Genomic DNA, 19,796 nt, shown 5'->3' on the forward strand with positions numbered 1-19,796 from the left:
GCTGCGCCGAGCGGCCGCGTCGGGGTGGTGAAAGCGTCGCGTCCGTCGGGTCAGGCCCGTACGGCATGGAACGCCTCGTCAGCGGGGGCTGAGCCCCAGCCGGGCCAGCGCCCCGGGCACGTCCGGCACGACGGTCACGCCCTCCGGCAGGGGCGGGCGGCGTACGACGACCACGGGAAGCCCCAGCTCACGCGCGGCCGTGAGTTTGGCCGCCGTCGCGGCTCCCCCGCTGTCCTTCGTCACGAGCGCGTCGATGTCGTGCTCGCGCAGGAGCGCACTCTCGCCCTCGACCGTGAACGGCCCCCGGGCCAGCAGCACCTCCGCGTCGGGAGGCATGGGAGGCGCGGGCGGCTCCACCGACCGTATGACGAAGTGGAGGTCGGTCAGGTGCGCGAAGGCCCCGAGGCCGAGTCGGCCGGTGGTGAGGAAGACACGTCGGCCGAGCGGGGGCAGCAGCGCCGCAGCGTCGGCCGGTGAGGCCGCCTCGTGCCAGCGGTCGCCGGGGCCCGCGCTCCAGCCGGGCCTGCGCAGCACCACGGCCGGGACACCGGTGGCCGTCGCGGCCCACGCCGCGTTCCTCGTGATGCCCACGGCGAAGGGATGCGTGGCGTCGACCACGGCGTCCACGCGGTGCTCGCGCAGCCAGTCCGCCAGCCCCTGCGCGCCGCCGAAGCCGCCGACGCGCACATCGCCGTCGAGGGTCCCCGGCCGTGACACCCGCCCGGCCAGGGAGGTGGTCACCCGCACGCCGGAGCGCGCGGCCAGCGACGTGGCCAGTTCGCGTGCCTCGGTGGTGCCGCCGAGGACCAGGACGTGCGGGGACATGACGTCGAGGGTACGGGGCGACCCGGCTCCCCCTGTGTCCCGCCCGCCGGGCGGCGGCCGGGCACGGTGCTCGTTATCGTCCTCACATGGATGCAGTGCGTGCCGTGCTCATCGACATCGACGGGGTCCTCACCGTCTCGTGGAAGCCCCTGCCCGGCGCGGTGGAGGCGCTGCGCGAGATCCGTGACTCCGGCCTCGCCGTCGCGCTGCTCACGAACACGACGTCCCGCACGCGCGCGTGGATCGCGGAGACCCTCTCGGCGGCCGGATTCCCGGTGACCGTCGAGGACATCCTCACCGCGCCCGCCGTCACCGCCGCGTACCTCGCCGACCGCTGCCCGGGGGCGCGGTGCTCGCTGCTCAACAGCGGCGACGTCGAGGAGGACCTCGTCGGAGTCACCGTCACCGAAGCCGTTGAGGGCGGCGAGGGCACCGGCGGCGCCGACACCGACACCGCCCCCGACGTCGTGATCCTCGGCGGCGCCGGTCCCGAGTTCGACTACGCGGCGCTCAACCGTGCCTTCCGCCATCTCCAGCAGGGTGCCCGGCTGGTCGCCATGCACCGCAATCTGTACTGGCGCACGGACCGCGGTCTGCAGCTCGACGCCGGGGCGTTCCTCATCGGACTGGAGGAGGCCGCACATACGCAGGCCGAGGTCACCGGCAAACCCTCGCCCGCTTTCTTCCAGGCGGCGCTGGCTCATGTCGGGGTCCGTGCCGACCAGGCGCTGATGATCGGGGACGACATCGAGTCCGACGTCCTCGCAGCACAGCGCGCCGGTGTCACCGGAGTGCTCGTCAGGACCGGCAAGTACCTGCCGGAGACCCATCGATCCGCGAGCGGCGAACCCGACCATGTCCTCGACTCCTTCGCGGACCTGCCCGCACTGCTCCGGTAGTCGGCCGACCGGGCTCAGCGCAGCAGCAGCTCGACGGCGCCGACGACCGTCGCCGCGATCACCAGCTGCTCGAACAGACGCTGGTTGATCCGGTTCACCGCCCACTTGCCGATCATCGCCCCCGGCACCACGAAGAGCGCGAGCGCCGCGTCCAGCAGCAGTGAGCGGCCGTCGATCAGGCGGAGGCTCGCGCTGAAGGGCACCTTGGAGACGTTGACGATGAGGAAGAAGAACGCCGAGGTGCCGAGGAAGCCGAGCTTGCGGAAGCCGGCCGAGAGAAGGTACAGGGACATCACTGGGCCGCCCGCGTTCGCCACCATCGTGGTGAAGCCGCCCAGGACACCGTAGGAGCGGGCCTTGACGCGACCGGCGCGCGTGGCCACCGCGTCGGGTTGTGCACTCCGGTCGCCGGTCCGGCGGCGCCACACCGTGACGGCCGCCATCAGCAGCAGGATCGCGCCGATCGACGTCCGTACGATCCCGTCGTCGGCCCACACCAGGAACAGTGCGCCGAGGACAACACCCGCCCCGACCGCCGGGAACAGGCGCCACAGGGTGGGCCAGTGGGCGTGCCGCCGGTAGGTGAGGACGGCGAGGATGTCGCCGACGATCAGGAGGGGCAGCAGGACGCCGGTCGAGGCGCGGGCGGGCAGGACGGCGGCGAAGATCGCAAGACTGACGGTGTTGGCGCCGCTAACGGCCGTCTTGGAGAAGCCGACGAGCAACGCCGCGACGGCCAGCGCGGCGAACCCCCACGGGGACATGTTCCAGAGCGTCATCGTGTTCATGCGGGGACCGATGCTATGTCCATACATCCGGTCACGTAAGAACCGTCTCGCCGGATGGCCCGTGGCGGACTTCCTCGGCAGCCCGGCTCCTCCTGAATGTCCGTGGCCGCCACCCCCGTTGACGTAGGCCTGCGCCTTTGCTGACACGCCCGGCCCCATTGCCGTACGCCCGCCCCTGTTGCTGACGTGCGCCCGGCGCCGTTGACGTACGGCTAGTGCCGTTCGACCAGCAGCGCGCTGCCTTGTCCCACGCCCACGCACATGGTCGCGAGCCCGCGGGCCGCGCCGGTGCGGCGCATACGGTGCAGGAGGGTCGTCAGGATGCGCGCGCCCGAACAGCCGAGCGGATGGCCGAGTGCGATGGCGCCGCCGGTCGGGTTGACCAGCTCGGGGTCGATGCCGAGGCGGTCGACGCAGGCGAGGGCCTGGGCGGCGAACGCCTCGTTGAACTCCGCCTCCTGGATGTCGCCGACGGTCCAGCCGACCCGGGCCAGGACCTTCTGGGTGGCCGGGACGGGGCCGATGCCCATGACATCCGGATGGACCCCGGCCGAGGCGCCCGCGACATATCGGCCGAGGGACTCGAGACCCAGTTCGTTCAGGGCCTCCTCGCTCACCAGCAGAAGGGCCGCCGCGCCGTCGTTCATGGGCGAGGCGTTGCCCGCGGTGACCGAGCCCCCCTCGCGGAAGACCGGCTTGAGGCGGGCCAGCTTCTCGTACGAGGTGTCCTCGCGCACCCCTTCGTCGTCGGTGACCACCGCGCCGTCCGGCCTGGTCACGGACAGGAGTTCGGCGTCGAAGTACCCGTTCTTGCGGGCGTCCGCGGCGAGGCGGTGGCTGCGCAGGGCGAATTCGTCCTGGCGCTCGCGCCCGATGCCGTACCGTTCGGCGACCTCCTCGGCGGTCTCGCCCATGGACAGCAGGCCATGGAGGTCCCTCATCGCCGGGTTGACCAGACGCCAGCCGAGGCGGGTGTCGGCGGTCTCCATGCGGTGCGGCAGTGCCTCGTCCGGGCGGGGCAGTACGAAGGGGGCGCGGCTCATGGACTCGGAGCCGCCCGCGAGCACGATGTCGGCCTCGCCCGCGGCGATGGTACGGGCCGCCGTGGTGACCGCCTCGAGGCCGGAGGCGCACAGCCGGTTGACCGTGGCGCCCGGCACGGAGTCGGGCAGACCGGCGAGGAGGGCCGCCATGCGTGCGACGTTGCGGTTGTCCTCGCCGGCCTGGTTGGCGGCGCCCCAGTAGACGTCGTCGATGCGAGCCGGGTCGAGGGAGGGCAGATCGGCGACCAGTCCGCGGATCACCGTCGCGGCGAGGTCGTCGGGGCGCACGCAGGACAGGGCGCCGCGCAGTCTGCCGATGGGGGTGCGGCGGGCTGCCGCGAAATGGACGGTACGCACGGCGGGACTCCTGAGCGGCCTCGAACAGGTAATTAGCGCTGCTAGTTTTTGTTCCTGGTTCTGGACTATAGACCGCCGGACGGCCCACCGGGAAGATCCCTGGACCGTGGCAGTGCGCGTTCCCGCGCCCGGGTTTCACCGGATCCGTCCCGGGCACCCGGGCGCCCATGGAGTGGTTGTGGCACGCGGCGTGCGTGGGCGAGGACCCCGAGCTTTTCTTCCCCGTCGGCTCTACAGGGCCGGCCGTGGTGGAGACCGCCGCCGCCAAGCGCGTGTGCCGCCGCTGTCCGGTGATCGCCGAGTGCCTGTCCTGGGCGCTGGAGAGCGGACAGACGGCGGGCGTGTGGGGCGGCACCGACGAAAAGGAGCGTGCCGAACTGCTCCGCGCCAGAGACCGTCGGACAACGACAAGGAGAAGCGCGCGATGACCGTGGTGAAGAGCACGCTGCCCGAACCCGCCCGCCGGGTCACGGGGCAGGCCCTGCAGGAGACGCTGGTCGATCTGCTCGGGCTCTCACTGGTCGGCAAGCAGGCCCACTGGAACATCGTCGGGCCCAGGTTCCGCTCGATTCACCTCCAGCTCGACGAGGTGGTGGCCACGGCACGCTCGTACGCGGACACCGTGGCGGAACGGGCCGCCGCACTCGGCGTGGCGCCGGACGGCCGCCCGGAGACCGTCGCGTCGGCCTTCGGCCTGCCGGGCGTGAAGGAGGGCTGGCTGAGGGACAACGAGGTCGTGGGACTGATGGTGGAGTCGCTGGAGACGGCGATCGGCCGGCTGCGCGAGCGGATCGACGAGACGGAGAAGGCGGATCCGGTGACCCAGGATCTGCTGATCGGACTCACGGCGGAGCTGGAGAAGCAGCGCTGGATGTTCGAGGCGGAGAACTGGCCGCGCGAGGCCTGAGGACGCGAACCGAGCGCGACCGGCGACGGCGGAGAGGAGTACGCCATGACCGACGCCCTGGAGATGGACGCACTGTGGGACGAGTTCCACGGCGTGGTGAACATGACCTCCCAGGAACTGGCGGCCTGGCTGCGCGTGCGGGACGCCGGCGAGGAGTCCGAGCCGCTGCCCGAGCGGGCGGGCACCCCGACCGGGCGGCACGTCCTCGCGATCCTGCAGAAGCGGCGCACGGATCTCACGGAGGACGACATCCGGGTGATGTACCACGTGGTGGACGTCGTCGCCGCGGAGCGGGACACGGAGAACGAGCCCGAGGCGGAGGAGGAGCTCCGGCGCCACCGGCTCATGACACTCGGTCACGACCCGCTCAAGCCGCCGCAGTGAGGCCGTCATGTCCCGCCGGAACGACGCGTCCCGCGTCATCGATGAACTCGTCGGCGAGCAGGGGCGCACCTATGCCGAGGAGGCGGGCATCCGGCTCAAGGATGCCCCGCAGCCGCTCTACCGGCTGCTGTTGATGGCCCTGCTGCTCAGCGCCCGCATCCGCGGATCGATCGCTCTCGCGACGGTGCGGGCGCTGGACGAGGCCGGTCTGCGCGATCCGCGCCGTATGGCCGAGGCCGACTGGCAGGAGCGGGTCGACGCGCTGGGGCGGGGCGGATACCGGCGCTACGACGAGCGAACGGCGACCCAACTGGGCGACGGGGCAAGGCTGCTGACGGAACGTTGGGGTGGCGACCTGCGGCGCATGCGGAAGGAGGCGGACGGGGACGTGCCGGCTCTGCGCCGGCTGCTGCAGGAGATACCGGGGATCGGTCCCGCCGGCGCGGACATCTTCCTGCGTGAGGTGCAGCGAGTGTGGCCGGAGGCGGCGCCCTACCTCGATGCCAAGGCCCTCGCCGGGGCCGAGCGGCTCGGCCTGCCGCAGGACCCCGACGAGCTGGCGGAACTGGCCGGTGACACCGACCCGGCCGTGCTGGCCGCCGCGTTGGTGCGGGCGGCCCTCGACAGGAGACTGGCCGAGGAGGTGCTGGCACACGCCGGGTGACGACCGCCAGGCGCCCCGCGGCCGCTTCGCCGTCGCGCCGGCCATCGCCCGTCGGGCCGGGTGACCGTTCGCGGCCGCCCGGCCGGGGCGGCGTCCCGACCGGCGGCTCCCCCGAGCATCCGGCCGCATCCGGCTCCCCCGAGCATCCGGCCGCATCCGGCTCTCCTGCCGCGTCCGGCCGCATCCGGCTCTCCTGCCGCGTCTGGCCGTCTTCGGCACTCCGGCGGTCGCAGAAAAAGCTTGCCCCGCAATCGCAGAAGGCGCATTAACCGCATTAGGCGCATTCATCGAAGAACGGCCACTCGAGCGCACCCGGCGGTGACGCATCGGGGTCGGGCCCTCAGAGCCGCCGCAAGGACCGCCGCCGGGTCCGGAGGCTGCCCTTCCGTATGGCCGGGCCCGGGGCTCGGGTTAGTCTGACGGCCGTACCGGACACGGGGTGCCCCAGGCAGGGGCTGAGATCACACCCGTCGAACCTGAACCAGTTCGTACTGGCGGAGGGATGTCTTTCATGCCGTTTGCGCATGTTTCCGGCGGGCTGCCCGCCGAAGGCCGGCGAACCGTCTTCGACGGACGGATGCCCGCCGCTCCCGGTGACCTCAGGGTCGAGGGACACGGCATCGAACCGGTCCCCGAGAGCAACCGCTACGGCGGCGCGGGCCGGCTGTTCACCGTGTGGTTCGCCCCCAACCTGACCATGACAGGTGTGTTCACCGGGACCATCGGCATCGCGCTCGGGCTCGACTTCACCACCGCCCTCGCCGCCGTCGTCCTGGGCACGGTGCTGGGCGCGGTGCCCACCGCCTACCTCGGTACCTGGGGAAGCCGCACCGGCGCGGGACAGCTCCCGCTCGCCCGGCTCGCGTTCGGGCGTGCGGTGGCGCTGCCGGGCGTTCTGCAGTGGCTGTCGTCGGTCGCCTGGGACGCGCTGATCGGACTGTTCGGCGGGGACGCGCTGGCACGCCTGTGCGGCTGGCCGTTCTGGCTGGGCGTCCTGGTGATCATGCTGGCGCAGGGAGCCCTCGGGGTCCTCGGGTACGAGGCGATCCACCGGCTCCAGATCGTCATGACCTTCGTGCTCGCGGTCGCCTTCGCCCTGATCGCCCTGCGCATGGCGGGCAGCGTCCACCCCGCCGCCTCGGGCAGCGCGCACGGCGCCGACCGGGCGGGCGCGTTCGTTCTGGCCAGCACCGTCGCGCTGAGTCTGACGCTGTCGTGGGCCCCGTACGCCAGTGACTTCAGCCGCTATCTGCCGCGCACCACCTCCCGCTCCCGGATGTTCTGGTGCACGCTGCTCGGCCTCGTGGTGTCCTTCGTGGCCGTCCAGGCGCTCGGGCTGTGGGGCGCGTCGGTACTCACCAACCAGACGGCCGCCGGGGTCGACACCCTGCTGGGCGGGGGCGCGGCGGGCGCCTTCGGCCTGCTGGCCGTGGCGCTGGCGGCGCTGTGCAGCAACGCGATGAACGACTACAGCGGCTCCCTCGCGCTGCAGACCGTCGGCGTGCGCGTGCCGCGACCGGCGGGGGCGGCGCTGGCCGCGGTGCTCGGCTTCCCGCTGGTGCTGTGGATGCACGCCGCCGACACCACCGCCCGCTTCCAGAACGTGCTGCTGTTCGTGGGCTACTGGATCCCCGGGTTCGTGGCGATCGTGGTGGTCGACTGGCTCGCGCGGCGCGGCACAACGATCGATCTCGCGGCGGACAGTGCCCGGCCGCGGTCGGTGTGGCCGCCGCTGGTGGCGTTCGCCGGCGCCTTCGCGGCGGCGGTGCCCTTCATGGACACCGGCCTGTACGTGGGCCCGGTCGCCCATGCGCTGCACGGCGCCGATGTCTCGTACTACGTGGCGTTCCTGGTGGCACTCGCCGTGTACGCCCCACTGCGTCTTCGAAAGGAGGGCCGCGCATGACCGCGCCGCCCCGTGTCCTGACGATCGCCGGGTCCGACTCCGGCGGCGGCGCGGGCATCCAGGCCGACCTGAAGACGATGCTCGCGCTCGGCGCCCATGGGATGAGCGTGGTCACCGCGGTCACGGCCCAGAACTCCGTCGGTGTGCAGGGGGCCTGGGAACTGCCCGTGGAGGCGGTGCGAGCGCAATACCGCAGCGTCGTCGACGACATCGGTGTCCAGGCGGTCAAGACGGGGATGCTGGCCTCGCCCGCGCTGGTCACGGCGGTCGCCGAACTGCTCGCGGACGTCGCGGCCCCGGTCGTGGTGGACCCGGTGAGCGTCTCCAAGCACGGGGACCGGCTGCTCGCCGACGACGCGCTGGACGCCGTACGGACCCGCCTGCTTCCGCTCGCCACGGTGACGACGCCGAACCTGGACGAGGTCGCGGAGCTGACCGGTGTCGCGGTGACCGACGAGCCGGACATGCGCCACGCGGCAGAGCGGCTGCTGTCGTACGGTCCCCGGTGGGTGCTGGTGAAGGGCGGACATCTGCCCGGTGAGGCCGTGGACCTGCTGACCGACGGCCGCGAGGAGCACTGGCTGCGCGCACCGCGCCACGACAACCGCCACACCCACGGAACGGGCTGCACCCTCGCCTCGGCCGTTGCGGTCGGGCTCGCGCAGGGCCTCGAGGTGCCTGAGGCCGTGCGGCGGGCCAAGGAGTACGTCACGGCGGCGATCGCGGCGGGGTTCGCCCTGGGCTCAGGCATCGGGTCGGTGGACCACGGGTGGGGGCTGCGGGCGCGCGGGGGACGGTGACCGGCGGCCCGTCCCGACCTCCGCGCCTCGATTCGAGAGTCCGGGGACCGGCCTGGTGTGATCGGGGGACCGGCCTGATGTGAAGGAATGGCCGCTGCGATCCCGTTCCGGAAGGACCGAGCCCTGAACACCCCGCTCGCCGAGGCACTCTCCAACGCCCCGCTCGTGGCCCTTCCGGCCGGGGCGGTCGTGGGGCCGTTCGGGCCGCCGGAAGCCGCCGTGGCGGTTCCGGCCGCCGGGACCGCGATCGCGACCGGCGCCATCTCGCTGTGCCACGCCTGAGCCGAGGCCGAGCGCCCGGGCCCGGTGGCCGGCCTCGGTGATCACCGCTTCCCTGCAGGTCATCGGGGCCTGAGCCGCTCCCATGACCGTGCGGGCCCGGGTCTGCCGAACGCACGCTGAGCAAGTCCCGCCCCGTCGTCCGTACTTGACCGGTACAGCGGCGCGAGCCGTACCGAGCGACATCCGCTCCGCCCGCCGGACGCGTGGGAGCGGCGGATCCGGACCCAAGGAGCACAGCATGCAGGCGACCGCGCAGATCGGCGTCACCGGGCTCGCGGTGATGGGCCGCAACCTGGCCCGCAACTTCGCACGGCACGGGTACACCGTCGCCGTGCACAACCGCACCCCGGCCAGAACCAAGGCGCTGGTCGAGGAGTTCGGACACGAGGGCGCGTTCGTGGCCGCCGGGTCGGCGGAAGAGTTCGTGGCGGCGCTGGAACGCCCCCGCCGCCTGATGATCATGGTGCAGGCGGGCGCGGCGACCGATGCCGTGATCGAGGAGTTCGCCCCGCTCCTCGAGCCCGGTGACATGATCATCGACGGCGGTAACGCGCACTTCGCCGACACCCGGCGCCGTGAGCGTTCGCTGCGCGAGCGCGGCATCCACTTCGTCGGCGCGGGTGTCTCCGGTGGGGAGGAGGGCGCGCTCAACGGGCCGAGCATCATGCCGGGTGGCTCCCCGGAGTCGTACGCCTCGCTCGGGCCCATGTTCGAGAAGATCAGCGCGAAGGTGGACGGCGAGCCGTGTACCACGCACGTCGGCACGGACGGCGCCGGGCACTTCGTGAAGATGGTCCACAACGGCATCGAGTACGCAGACATGCAGCTGATCGGGGAGGCGTACGACCTGCTGCGCCAGGTGGCCGGACTCTCCCCCGCCGCGATCGCCGAGATCTTCCGGGACTGGAACAAGGGCCGCCTGGATTCGTATCTGATCGAGATCACGGCGGAGGTGCTGTCCCATGTGGACGCGGCGACGGGCAGGCCGTTCGTGGACGTCGTCGCCGATGCCGCCGGGCAGAAGGGCACCGGGCGCTGGACCGTTCAGACCGCGCTGGAGCTGGGCTCGCCGGTGACCGCCATCGCCCAGGCCACCTTCGCCCGTGCCGCCTCGGGCCAGTCCGCGCTGCGTCACGCCTACCGGGGGCTGCCCGGGGGCACCAGCTGGGACCTGACCCCGTACGAGGCCCAGCGCTTCACCGCGCAGGTGGAGCAGGCCCTGTACGCGTCGAAGGTGATCGCCTACGACCAGGGCTGGAAGATGATCCTCGACGCCGCCGAGGAGTTCGGGTGGGAGATCGACCTCGGCGCGGTGGCGAAGATCTGGCGCGGCGGCTGCATCATCCGCGCCGCGTTCCTCGACCGCATCCGAGCCGCCTACGCCGCGGATCCGGGCCTGGTCAGCCTGCTGTCGGACACTGGCTTCGCGGCGGAGATCAAGGACGCGCAGGTGCCGTGGCGCGAGGTGATCGCGACGGCGGCCCGCCGGGGCGTACCGGTACCCGCGTTCTCCGCCGCGCTGTCGTACTACGACTCCCTGCGCGCCGACCGTCTGCCGGCCGCGCTCACCCAGGGCCAGCGCGACTACTTCGGCGCGCACACCTACCGGCGTGTCGACCGCGAGGGCAGCTTCCACACGCTCTGGGGCACGGCCGACCGGGCCGAGACGCAGGCCTGAGCCCGGCCGCCGGGCTTCCGTCCGCGGGAGCCCGGCCCGGGGACGGTGCCGTCGAATGGTGACCCGACAGTAGGGCGTCGGGGCACAGGACGTGTCGACGAGGTGCCAGGCGGTCGCCTCGGACCGGTGGCGAGAAACACTTGCCACTATGACTGAATCGCCACAGAAGACGAAGATCCCCGCATGGCGGAGGGCTACCGACGGTGAACACCGCTGGCAGGTCGCCACGGTCATCCTGCTCATCATCGCGGCGCAGCTCACGGAGCCCGCCCGGTTCACCGTCCATCCGCACTGGCTGCTGCCCGCCCTGGAAGGGATCTTCCTGGCGGTGCTGCTGCTGAGCAACCCGGGCAGGATCAACCGTGAGTCCGTCCCACTCCGTGCCGCGTCCCTGATCCTCGCAGCGGTCGTCAGCCTGGCCAACGCATGGTCGCTGGCCCGGCTCATCACCGCTCTGCTCACGGGGCATGCGGGAAGCTCCGCGGGCCCGCTGCTTCTCGTCGCGGCCGGGATCTGGGGCACCAACGTCGTGGTCTTCGCCCTGTGGTACTGGGAGTTCGATCGCGGTGGTCCCGTCGCGCGGGCACACGCCCACCGCGCCCATCCCGACTTCCTCTTCCCCCAGATGCAGGCGCAGGAGCTGGTCGACAAGGACTGGGAACCGGCCTTTTTCGACTACCTGTACGTCTCCTACACCAACGCGACCGCCTTCAGCCCCACCGACACGATGCCCATGTCACGGTGGGCCAAGCTGTTGATGCTCCTGCAGTCGGCGGTCTCCATCCTCACGGTGGGACTGGTGGTGGCGCGCGCCGTGAACATCATGCGCTGACCCGTGAACGGCATCCTGCCCACCTCGCGCATCCCCGGCGGCCACCCGGGCCGCGCCCACGTCATCTCGGTGCCCCGAGGCGCGTCCCCGCACCCACTTCCCAGGTGAGGCGCGGGCGATCCCGCCGCGGCGGTTCGGTATCCGGCTGGACCCCGCCGCCATCGCGGCGGTCGCACCCAACTCACCCTCGGAGCAGGGGACTCCGGCGGCGAGAAGCGTCGCCACCGGCTCTGCCTCAGCGGTACCGAGCAGAGCCGGTGAGAGTCGGAGCGGCCGCCGGTGCGGTGGCCGGCCAGCAGGTGCGGCGCGCGAGGGTCGGACGATCGCGTCCCGCAGTTCCGCCAGGGCCACCGACACCTAAAGGAGTTCCCGAGAGGAGTGCGGGTCGGCGTCCGACAGCCCTCGTCACGGCAGAGAAATTGCGCACCCGGTCTGGGCTCCCGGGGTGATTCCGCTCATGCATGAGGGGCGCTCCGAAGAACGCCCCTCACCTGCGAATTCCGACATCAATTCCGACATCAATGTCGGGACGACAGGATTTGAACCTGCGACCCCTTGACCCCCAGTCAAGTGCGCTACCAAGCTGCGCCACGTCCCGTTGCCCGTCTGACCTGGGGTTTCCCCGGGCCGAACGCGCACAGAAACAATACCGCACTCACGACGGTGGTCGCGCACCCGTTTATGCGCCGTTCACCCGCCTTGTCACTCTCCGGCCGGGAGGCCCAGCTCCGGGTGGTGGTCCAGGAGCCGGGGCGGGGCCGACTGGCGCCAGGAGTCGGCCAGGATGTCGTACAGCTCGGCCTCGTCCTCCAGGGCGGTCAGGCGTACCCGGATCCAGGCGAACTGCGCCTCGTGGTCGGCGACCCAGAACTTCCCTGGCTCGGCCCGGACCAGCTCGTCCCGCTCCTCCTTGGGGCAGCGCACCGCCATCGACGTCTCGTCCTCGGGCAGCGTGGCGAACATCTTCCCCGCGACCCGGAACGTGGGCATGCTCCAGGCGATCTTCTCCGCCGTGTCGGGCAGGGACAGGGCGATACGGCGTACGTCTTCGGCGTCCGGCATGTCTCGCACCGTAGCCAACCCCACTGACACCGGGTGGCGGCTCAGCCGGCCAGAGCCCCCACCCGCTTGTAGTAGAGCGTCGTCGGGCGCAGCTCTCCCGTGGGTTCGGCCGCGTAGTCCGGTATCACCCCGGCCCGCGTCCAGCCTGCGGAGGTGTAGAGGCGTTCGGCCGGGCTGCCGGTCTCCGTGTCCAGGTGGAGCAGGGTGATCCCGGACTCGACGGCCGCCCGCTCGGCGGTTGTCAGGAGAGTGCGCCCCAGGCCCTGGCCACGGGCGTCGCGCCGGACCATCAGCTTCACCAACTCGGCCCGGTGGCGGCTGTTCGGCTTGTCCGGGAAGGCGAGGCTCACCGTGCCCGCGACCCGGTCCCCGGCCCGCGCCGCCCAGACTGCGAGACCACCCGCCTCGACCGCGGCCGCTCTCTGCCTCCACCAGGCGAGGGCCTCGGCCCGGTCGAGCGGCGCGAGGAAGCCGACGGAGGCTCCGCCGTGCACGGTGTCGGTGAGCAGATCGGCCAATTCTTCGGCCAGGGCGGCCACCTCGGTTCCACTCAGTCCGACGATCGCGGTCATGGGAGCACCACCGCCAGCGCGTACCGCACGTCCTCGGGCCCGGCGCACCGGAACCGCGTCGGCCCCCACACCCGCAGCCGCAGGCAGTCCCCGGCGAAGAGCCGGTGGCGTACATCCTGCGCGGTCACCTCCAGGGTTCCGTCGAGGACCCAGACGTGCTGTTCGAGTCCGGGCACGGGCGGCCGGTCGTAGGCGATGTCGGCGCCCGCGGCGAGCCGCCCCTCGACGAGTTCACCCCGCAGTCCTGGATGGGGTGGGGACACGGACCGGCGTACGAACCCCGAGGCCGCGTCCTCCCACACCCTCTGGTCGGCGGCGCGCACCACCTGCGCGGGCTCTGCCTCGACCTCGCTCAGGAGCTGGGACATCGTGCGGCCGTAGACACCGCACAGCCGGTTGAGCATCGAGGCGGTGGGGCTGATCTCGGCCCGTTCGGCCCGGGAGAGCGTCGACCGGCTCACCTCGCTGCGCTCCGCCAGCTCGCCCAGCGACCAGCCGCGCTCGGCCCGCAGCTCGGCGAGGCGCTCGGCGAGGCGGGCGTCGACGGGATCCATCGCATGACTTCCCATATTCGGGATGCTATCCCGGATTCGGGACGAGGAGACGAGGCCGGGCACAAGCCGCGGCTCCGGTCAGTCCGCCGTCGCCGCCTCCGTCAGCGCGTCGAGCACCGGGCGTATCAGCGGGTGCCCCTCCGCGCCGCGGCGAACGGCCGCGAAGACCCGCCGCGTGGGGGCAACCCCGTCGACCGGGCGTACGACCACACCCGTGAGATCCATGCCGCGCAGGGCGGAGCGCGGCACGAGGGCCACGCCCGCGTCGGCCGAGGCGAGCGCGACGACCGCACGGAAGTCGTCCGAGGAGTGCTCGAGACCGGGATGGAAGCCGGCGTGCTCGCAGGCCAGGACGACCACGTCATGACACGGGTTGCCGGGGTACGGACCGATCCACGGGTCCTTGGCCAGCTCGGCGAGCGGAACGTCGGCCGCACGGGCGAGGCGGTGGCTCACCGGCAGGACCGCGTCGAAGGGCTCGGCGTACAGCGGGATGTGCGTCAGCCTGGGGTCGTCGGCGTCGGGCGCCCCCCGGTATTCGACAGCGACCGCGACGTCCACCTGACGGTCGAGGACCATCGGCAGGCTCGCGTCCCCCTCGGCGTCCCGGACCCGGATCCGGATGCCGGGTGCGGTACGGGCGAGCCGGGCCAGCGCGGGGGCGACGACCTGGCCGATGCCGGTGGCGAAGGAGGCGAGTGTCACGGTGCCCGCCGAGCCGGCGCCGTACGCCGCCAGTTCGGCCTCGGCACGCTCGAGCTGGGCCAGGACGGCGTTGGTGTGGCTGAGCAGGATCTCACCGGCCGGGGTCAGCCGCACGCCCTTGGCGCTCCGCTCGACGAGCCGGTGGCCGGTCTCCTGTTCCAGCGCGGCGAGCTGCTGGGACACCGCGGAGGGGGTGAGGTAGAGCGCGGCGGCAGCGGCCGTCACGGTGCGGTGGTCGGCCACCGCACGGAGGATGTGGAGCCGCCGCGCTTCGATCATGCGAACGATTATCGCAAGACGTCGGGGCGTTTCAGGCCTCCAGTTCCGCCCGCGCCGCCACGAACGCGTCCACCGCCCGGTTCACGTCCCCCGTGGAGTGCGCGGCGGACAGCTGGACCCGGATGCGGGCCTGGCCCTGCGGGACCACCGGGTAGGAGAAGCCGATGACGTACACGCCCCGGTCCAGCAGCAGCTCGGCCATGCGTCCGGCCTTTGCCGCATCGCCGATCATGACCGGGGCGATGGCGTGGTCGCCGGACAGGATGTCGAAGCCCTCCTCGGTCATACGGCGGCGGAAGAGAGCGGTGTTCGCGGCCACCTTCTCGCGCAGGTCGCCCGCCGACTCCAGCAGGTCGAGCACCTTGAGCGAGGCCGCCGCGATCACCGGGGCCAGCGTGTTCGAGAAGAGGTACGGCCGCGAGCGCTGGCGCAGCAGTGCCACGATCTCGGCGCGGGCGGCGACATATCCGCCGGAGGCACCGCCGAGCGCCTTGCCGAGGGTGCCCGTGATGACGTCGACACGGTCCATGACGCCGTGCAGTTCAGGCGTACCGCGGCCACCGGGGCCGACAAAGCCGACCGCGTGCGAGTCGTCGACCATGACCATGGCGTCGTAGCGGTCGGCGAGGTCGCAGATCTCGCGCAGCGGGGCCACGTAGCCGTCCATGGAGAAGACGCCGTCGGTGACTACCAGCTTGCGGCGGGCGCCCGCGGACTCCTTCAACTGCCGTTCCAGGTCGGCCAGATCACGGTTGGCGTAGCGGAAGCGGCGGGCCTTGGACAGCCGGATGCCGTCGATGATGGAGGCGTGGTTGAGGGCGTCGGAGATGACCGCGTCCTCGGGACCGAGGAGGGTTTCGAAAACTCCGCCGTTGGCGTCGAAGCAGGAGGAGTACAGGATGGTGTCCTCCTGGCCGAGGAACGCGGACAGCCGCGCCTCCAGCTCCTTGTGCACCTCCTGCGTACCGCAGATGAACCGCACGGACGCCATGCCGTAGCCCCAGCGGTCCAGTGCCTCGTGGGCCGCGGCGATGACCTCGGGGTGGTCGGCGAGGCCGAGGTAGTTGTTGGCGCAGAAGTTGAGCACCTCGCCGGGGCGGCCGCCCGCGGTGACCTGCACGGTCGCGGACTGCGGCGTGCCGATCACGCGCTCGGGCTTGTGCAGCCCGGCGGCACGGATCTCGTCGAGGGTGGCGCGGACGTCGTCGCGCACGGAGTCGAACATCGGGAAGCTCCTCAAAATGCTTACGCCGGAAGAGAGTTATGCGGTCCAGTCCAGGATGACCTTGCCGCCCTTGCCGCCCGCCGCGTCCGCGAACGCCGCCTCGTGGTCGCGGTAGTCGTACCGGCCGGTGATCACGGGTGCGAGGTCGAGTCCGGCTTCCAGCAGGACCGACATCGCGTACCACGTCTCGAACATCTCGCGGCCGTAGATGCCCTTGATGGTGATCATGGAGGTGACGATCCGGGCCCAGTCCACGGGGAACTCCTGGGACGGCAGACCGAGCATGGCGATCCGCCCGCCGTGCGTCAGGTTGGCGATCATGTCGCGCATCGCCTCGGGACGCCCGGACATCTCCAGGCCGATGTCGAAGCCCTCACGCAGCCCGAGTTGGCGCTGTCCGTCGGCGATGGCGGCCTCGGAGACGTTCAGCGCGAGGCTCACCCCGATCTTGCGGGCCAGTTCGAGGCGTTCCTCGCTGACATCGGTGATGACGACGTTGCGGGCGCCCGCGTGGCGGGCCACGGCGGCGGCCATCAGCCCGATCGGACCGGCTCCGGTGATCAGGACGTCCTCGCCGACCAGCGGGAAGGAGAGGGCCGTGTGCACGGCGTTGCCGAACGGGTCGAAGATCGCGGCCACGTCGAGGTCGACGGGGACGCGGTGCACCCATACGTTCGTTGCGGGCAGCGCCACGTACTCGGCGAACGCGCCGTCGCGCCCGACGCCGAGCCCGACCGTGGCCCGGCACAGATGACGGCGTCCGGCGAGACAGTTGCGGCACTTTCCGCACACCAGGTGGCCCTCGCCGCTGACCCGGTCGCCCGCCTTGATGTCCGTGACGTCCCGGCCCGTCGCGACGACCTCGCCGACGAACTCGTGTCCGACCACCAGCGGCGTCCGGATGGCCTGCTGAGCCCAGCCGTCCCAGGCACGGATGTGCAGGTCGGTGCCGCAGATCCCGCTTCTGAGGACCTTGATCAGTACGTCACCGGGTCCGACCTGCGGCTCCGGGACGTCCATGAGCCTGAGCCCCGGTTCCGCCTTCTCTTTGACCAGCGCCTTCAACGCTACGGCTCCTGTGGTTGAGACCGGGGGGCATGCCGAAGGAGCCCGTACCGGGGAGAGGGGTTGGAAGTCCCTCAGAAATCTGCCGTATCGCGCATCCCTGGTCCATCGAGGTTTTCTTAAGCGCGGCCGCAGCTTTCCTTCACGCCCGCGTTTCCCGCACGCCCGTGTACGCGCCCCTCAGATCCCGCCGCTCTCCCTCCGCTCGATCCGCTCGGCCAGCTCCGCGGCCAGCGCCTTGATGGTCTCCAGGCCTGCCCGGCCCCAGGGGCGGGGTTGCACATCGGCGGCGCAGACCGTGCCGAGGGCGATGCCCGTGCGGTCGACGAGCGGGGCGCCGAGGTAGGAGCGGATGCCGAGCTCGTCGACGACCGGGTTCGCGGCGAACCGCGGATAGTCGCGGACGTCCTCGAGTACGAGCGCCTTGCGCCGGACGACCACATGCGGGCAGAAGCCGTACTCACGGCCCAGGTGACGCGTCGGCTCGTGGTGCGCGCGGTCCGGGTCGGCCACGACGGTCAGCGGCCGGTCGTCCGGCTGGTGGAGTCCCGCAAAGAACTGCCGGTGTTCGCCGATGAAGTTGACCATCGCGTACGGCGCCGCGGCCAGCCCCGCGACCCGGGCCGCGAAGGCGTCGAACTCCGGTTCGGGGCGCTCGCCGAGGCCGAGCCGGCGCAGCCTGCCGACGCGCGCGGGAGCGTCTCCGTCCTCCGGGGTCAGCAGCAGTCGGCTCGGGGTCATGTGCGGGCTCCCTGGCTCGGAGCCCGCAGCGGCGCCTGGGCGAGGAGGTGGCGGACAAGGGTGAGCAGGGTCTGCACCCCCGAGCTGGAGATCCGGGCGTCACAGCGCACCACGGGAATGTCGGGGCCGAGGTCAAGGGCTGCGCGCACCTCCGCCGGATCGTAGCGGTAGGAGCCGTCGAACTCGTTGATCGCGACGATGAACCCCAGGCCGCGCTGCTCGAAGAAGTCGACGGCTGCGAAGCAGTCCTCGAGACGGCGGGTGTCTGCGAGGATCACCGCCCCGAGCGCGCCTTCGGACAGCTCGTCCCACATGAACCAGAACCGTTCCTGACCGGGCGTACCGAACAGGTACAGCACGTGCTGCGGGTCGAGGGTGATGCGGCCGAAGTCCATCGCCACAGTCGTCTCGACCTTGTTCTCGATCCCTTCGAGGCTGTCGGTCGTGGCGCCGACCGTGGTGAGCAGTTCCTCCGTGCTCAGCGGGGCGATCTCGCTCACCGCCCCCACGAGGGTCGTCTTGCCTACTCCGAACCCACCCGCCACCAGGATCTTCAGCGCGGTGGGGAAGGGATCAGAGCTGTCGTCGTAGTCCATCGAGCACTGCCTCCAGAAGTGACCGGTCAGTGGGGTTGTGGTGGAAAGCGGGGGGCTTGGTGGTGAGCGCCCCGCCGTCGACGAGGTCGGACAGCAGCACCTTGGTCACCGCCGCGGGCAGCTTCAGATGGGCGGCGACCTCGGCGACCGAGACGGGCGCCCGGCACAGATCCAGTGCCTCGGTGTGCTCGGGACCGAGGTAGCCGAGGGGGGTGGCGCCAGTGGCCATCACCTGCGACAGGAGATCGAGCGCTGCGGTCGGCCGGGTGCGGCCGTTGCTGACCGTGTAGGGACGCACAAGTCGCCCGGCCGCGTCGTCGAGCCAGGGGCCGTCGCCGGCCGTGGTCACGCTCAAGGCCGGATCGCCGTGGGCCGGTCGGCCGCGCGACGGGGCGCGGTCACCAGATACGGCCGCACGCTCTTGACGAGCATCGCCATCTCATAGCCGAGGACCGCCGCGTCGGCGTCGCGTCCGGCGAGGACGGCGAGGCAGGTGCCGGAACCCGCGGTGGTGACGAACAGCAGGGTCGAGTCGAGTTCGACGACGACCTGCCGGACTTCGCCTCCGTCCCCGAAGCGGACGCCGGCGCTGCGGCCGAGCGAGTAAAGGCCGGAGGCCAGGGCGGCCATGTGGTCGGCACTGTCCGGGTCGAGGCCGTGGACGGACTTCACGAGCCCGTCGCAGGAGAGGAGGACCGCGCTCGTGGTGTGCGGTACGCGCTGCACGAGGCCGCTCATCAGCCAGTCGAGGTCGGAGACATGGGAGGTCGGCGCTTCGCTCGCCATGGTGGATCGACTCCTTGGGGTACGCAGGTCTGCGGGAGCGTGTGAAGTGGGGGTGGTCATCCGGCCGGTGCGCTCCCGTCGTTCCGGACGGTCCTGTCGTGGTCGGCCGCGTACGGGGCGCGCGCTTCGGCTGTGCGCGCCGGGTCCATGGGCGGTACGTCGAGGGAGGGCGCCGGCGTGCCGCCGGGGAGCGCCGTGCCCGGCAGCGCGGCGTCGAAGGCCCGATCCTGGTGCGCGGCGTCGAAGGGCCGGTCCTGATGCCGGGGGTCGAAGGGCCGGTCCTGATGCCGGGCGTCGAAGGGCCAGTCGTGATGCCGGGCATCGAGGGGCCGGTCCCGGTGGTGGGCCGTGGCGGGTGCCGGGTGGGCGTCTCCCTTCGTGTGGTCGGACTCCGACCGCTGTCGCGCCTCCGCGAGGCCGATGCCCCGCTGGAAGGCGGCCATCAGTCCCGGGTCGTGGCCGACGTGCTGATCCGCGTTGTGGCGGGCGGGGAGCGTGGGGCCCCCGCGGAGCTGGGGTGCGATGTGTTCCTGGGCGCGGCGGCGAGGCAGGTGGGGCTTGCCCATGGTGCCGCGCACGGGGCCGCTCAGCGGTGTCGGCGCCAGGCCCGCGTGCTCCGCGACGACGGGCCGGTCACCGGGGCTGATGCCTGGCAGCGCCTCGGAGGGATTGGGCCGTGTGGTGTCGGTGTCGCGCACGGGAAGCGGGGACCGCCCGTGGTCGGCCGGGTTCCGGTCGCGCTGCGGCGGTCGCGGCTCGGCTGGGTTCCGGTCGCGCTGCGGCGGTCGCGGCGCGAGAGGCACGGGCTGTCCGGACGTCGGGGGCGCCGGGCGGAGGGGCCGGGTG

At 71.9% G+C, this 19,796-nt stretch carries 23 protein-coding genes, 1 tRNA gene, 1 pseudogene and 1 riboswitch; of the genes and pseudogenes, 10 read left to right on the forward strand and 15 right to left on the reverse strand.

Annotated elements, in window-relative coordinates:
- Nucleotides 1-78: 78 nt before the first annotated feature.
- Nucleotides 79-825: a cobalt-precorrin-6A reductase gene (locus tag AAW14_RS29900; RefSeq protein ID WP_265567351.1), complete on the reverse strand. Its 747-nt coding sequence runs from the start codon at nt 823-825 to the stop codon at nt 79-81.
- 86 nt (nt 826-911) lie between these two features.
- On the opposite strand from AAW14_RS29900, the gene AAW14_RS29905 reads away from it, so the two are divergent.
- Complete coding sequence (locus tag AAW14_RS29905; RefSeq protein ID WP_265567353.1) at nt 912-1,724, forward strand: HAD-IIA family hydrolase; 813 nt, start codon at nt 912-914, stop codon at nt 1,722-1,724.
- Nucleotides 1,725-1,738: 14 nt separating this feature from the next.
- Here the strand turns inward: AAW14_RS29905 and AAW14_RS29910 are convergent, their stop codons facing one another.
- Nucleotides 1,739-2,512, reverse strand: coding sequence for a sulfite exporter TauE/SafE family protein (locus AAW14_RS29910; protein WP_265567355.1), 774 nt, complete (start codon nt 2,510-2,512; stop codon nt 1,739-1,741).
- 212 nt (nt 2,513-2,724) lie between these two features.
- Nucleotides 2,725-3,912, reverse strand: coding sequence for a thiolase family protein (locus tag AAW14_RS29915; RefSeq protein ID WP_265567356.1), 1,188 nt, complete (start codon nt 3,910-3,912; stop codon nt 2,725-2,727).
- Nucleotides 3,913-4,079: 167 nt separating this feature from the next.
- Here AAW14_RS29915 and AAW14_RS29920 point away from each other — a divergent pair, with 167 nt between their 5' ends.
- The 9 genes from AAW14_RS29920 to AAW14_RS29960 all read left to right on the forward strand — a co-directional run bounded on the left by AAW14_RS29920 (nt 4,080) and on the right by AAW14_RS29960 (nt 11,365).
- Nucleotides 4,080-4,340 (forward strand): WhiB family transcriptional regulator, encoded by a 261-nt coding sequence (locus AAW14_RS29920; RefSeq protein ID WP_265567358.1) that lies wholly within the window; start codon nt 4,080-4,082, stop codon nt 4,338-4,340.
- Nucleotides 4,337-4,819, forward strand: a complete 483-nt coding sequence (locus AAW14_RS29925) for a Dps family protein (protein WP_265567360.1) — start codon at nt 4,337-4,339, stop codon at nt 4,817-4,819. Before AAW14_RS29920 ends, AAW14_RS29925 begins: the two co-directional genes overlap by 4 nt.
- 45 nt (nt 4,820-4,864) lie before the next feature.
- Entirely contained in the window at nt 4,865-5,203 is a 339-nt protein-coding gene (locus tag AAW14_RS29930) for a DUF3140 domain-containing protein (protein ID WP_265567361.1), read from the forward strand.
- A gap of 7 nt (nt 5,204-5,210) precedes the next feature.
- A complete protein-coding gene (locus AAW14_RS29935; protein WP_265567363.1) occupies nt 5,211-5,867 on the forward strand; it encodes an endonuclease in 657 nt (218 codons plus the stop codon).
- Between the two features lie 425 nt (nt 5,868-6,292).
- Nucleotides 6,293-6,387, forward strand: a riboswitch (TPP riboswitch).
- Complete coding sequence (locus AAW14_RS29940; protein ID WP_265567365.1) at nt 6,379-7,773, forward strand: purine-cytosine permease family protein; 1,395 nt, start codon at nt 6,379-6,381, stop codon at nt 7,771-7,773. Its footprint overlaps the riboswitch before it by 9 nt.
- A complete protein-coding gene (thiD, locus tag AAW14_RS29945) occupies nt 7,770-8,573 on the forward strand; it encodes a bifunctional hydroxymethylpyrimidine kinase/phosphomethylpyrimidine kinase (protein ID WP_265567367.1) in 804 nt (267 codons plus the stop codon). Before AAW14_RS29940 ends, thiD begins: the two co-directional genes overlap by 4 nt.
- Before the next feature lie 87 nt (nt 8,574-8,660).
- On the forward strand, nt 8,661-8,855 hold the full coding sequence (locus AAW14_RS29950) for a hypothetical protein (protein ID WP_265567369.1): 195 nt from the start codon (nt 8,661-8,663) through the stop codon (nt 8,853-8,855).
- Nucleotides 8,856-9,093: 238 nt separating this feature from the next.
- Nucleotides 9,094-10,533, forward strand: a complete 1,440-nt coding sequence (gndA, locus tag AAW14_RS29955; protein ID WP_265567371.1) for an NADP-dependent phosphogluconate dehydrogenase — start codon at nt 9,094-9,096, stop codon at nt 10,531-10,533.
- 148 nt (nt 10,534-10,681) lie between these two features.
- Nucleotides 10,682-11,365, forward strand: a complete 684-nt coding sequence (locus AAW14_RS29960) for a hypothetical protein (RefSeq protein WP_265567373.1) — start codon at nt 10,682-10,684, stop codon at nt 11,363-11,365.
- 524 nt (nt 11,366-11,889) lie between these two features.
- On the opposite strand, the gene AAW14_RS29965 is transcribed toward AAW14_RS29960, so the two are convergent.
- From AAW14_RS29965 to AAW14_RS30020, 12 genes and pseudogenes are all read right to left on the reverse strand, one after another.
- Nucleotides 11,890-11,963 (reverse strand) — tRNA-Pro (locus AAW14_RS29965).
- Nucleotides 11,964-12,067: 104 nt separating this feature from the next.
- Nucleotides 12,068-12,427: an MmcQ/YjbR family DNA-binding protein gene (locus tag AAW14_RS29970; RefSeq protein ID WP_265567374.1), complete on the reverse strand. Its 360-nt coding sequence runs from the start codon at nt 12,425-12,427 to the stop codon at nt 12,068-12,070.
- 41 nt (nt 12,428-12,468) lie between these two features.
- On the reverse strand, nt 12,469-12,999 hold the full coding sequence (locus AAW14_RS29975; protein ID WP_265567376.1) for a GNAT family N-acetyltransferase: 531 nt from the start codon (nt 12,997-12,999) through the stop codon (nt 12,469-12,471).
- A complete protein-coding gene (locus AAW14_RS29980) occupies nt 12,996-13,568 on the reverse strand; it encodes a helix-turn-helix domain-containing protein (RefSeq protein ID WP_265567378.1) in 573 nt (190 codons plus the stop codon). Before AAW14_RS29980 ends, AAW14_RS29975 begins: the two co-directional genes overlap by 4 nt.
- A gap of 63 nt (nt 13,569-13,631) precedes the next feature.
- Entirely contained in the window at nt 13,632-14,537 is a 906-nt protein-coding gene (locus AAW14_RS29985) for a LysR family transcriptional regulator (protein WP_265567380.1), read from the reverse strand.
- Between the two features lie 31 nt (nt 14,538-14,568).
- Nucleotides 14,569-15,762 (reverse strand): glycine C-acetyltransferase, encoded by a 1,194-nt coding sequence (locus AAW14_RS29990; RefSeq protein WP_265567382.1) that lies wholly within the window; start codon nt 15,760-15,762, stop codon nt 14,569-14,571.
- A gap of 36 nt (nt 15,763-15,798) precedes the next feature.
- Complete coding sequence (tdh, locus tag AAW14_RS29995; protein ID WP_265567384.1) at nt 15,799-16,827, reverse strand: L-threonine 3-dehydrogenase; 1,029 nt, start codon at nt 16,825-16,827, stop codon at nt 15,799-15,801.
- 180 nt (nt 16,828-17,007) lie between these two features.
- Nucleotides 17,008-17,568, reverse strand: coding sequence for a GAF domain-containing protein (locus tag AAW14_RS30000; protein ID WP_265567386.1), 561 nt, complete (start codon nt 17,566-17,568; stop codon nt 17,008-17,010).
- Entirely contained in the window at nt 17,565-18,164 is a 600-nt protein-coding gene (locus AAW14_RS30005; RefSeq protein ID WP_265567388.1) for a GTP-binding protein, read from the reverse strand. Before AAW14_RS30005 ends, AAW14_RS30000 begins: the two co-directional genes overlap by 4 nt.
- Nucleotides 18,142-18,513 carry a DUF742 domain-containing protein gene (locus AAW14_RS30010; protein WP_265567395.1) on the reverse strand — a complete coding sequence of 124 codons (372 nt, stop codon included), beginning with the start codon at nt 18,511-18,513 and terminating at the stop codon, nt 18,142-18,144. Before AAW14_RS30010 ends, AAW14_RS30005 begins: the two co-directional genes overlap by 23 nt.
- 2 nt (nt 18,514-18,515) lie before the next feature.
- On the reverse strand, nt 18,516-18,950 hold the full coding sequence (locus tag AAW14_RS30015; RefSeq protein WP_265567391.1) for a roadblock/LC7 domain-containing protein: 435 nt from the start codon (nt 18,948-18,950) through the stop codon (nt 18,516-18,518).
- 56 nt (nt 18,951-19,006) lie between these two features.
- Nucleotides 19,007-19,796, reverse strand: a pseudogene (locus AAW14_RS30020) (ATP-binding protein); the annotation flags it as partial.

The sequence above is a fragment of the Streptomyces hygroscopicus genome (genome assembly GCF_026168105.1).
GTDB lineage: Bacteria > Actinomycetota > Actinomycetes > Streptomycetales > Streptomycetaceae > Streptomyces > Streptomyces hygroscopicus_D.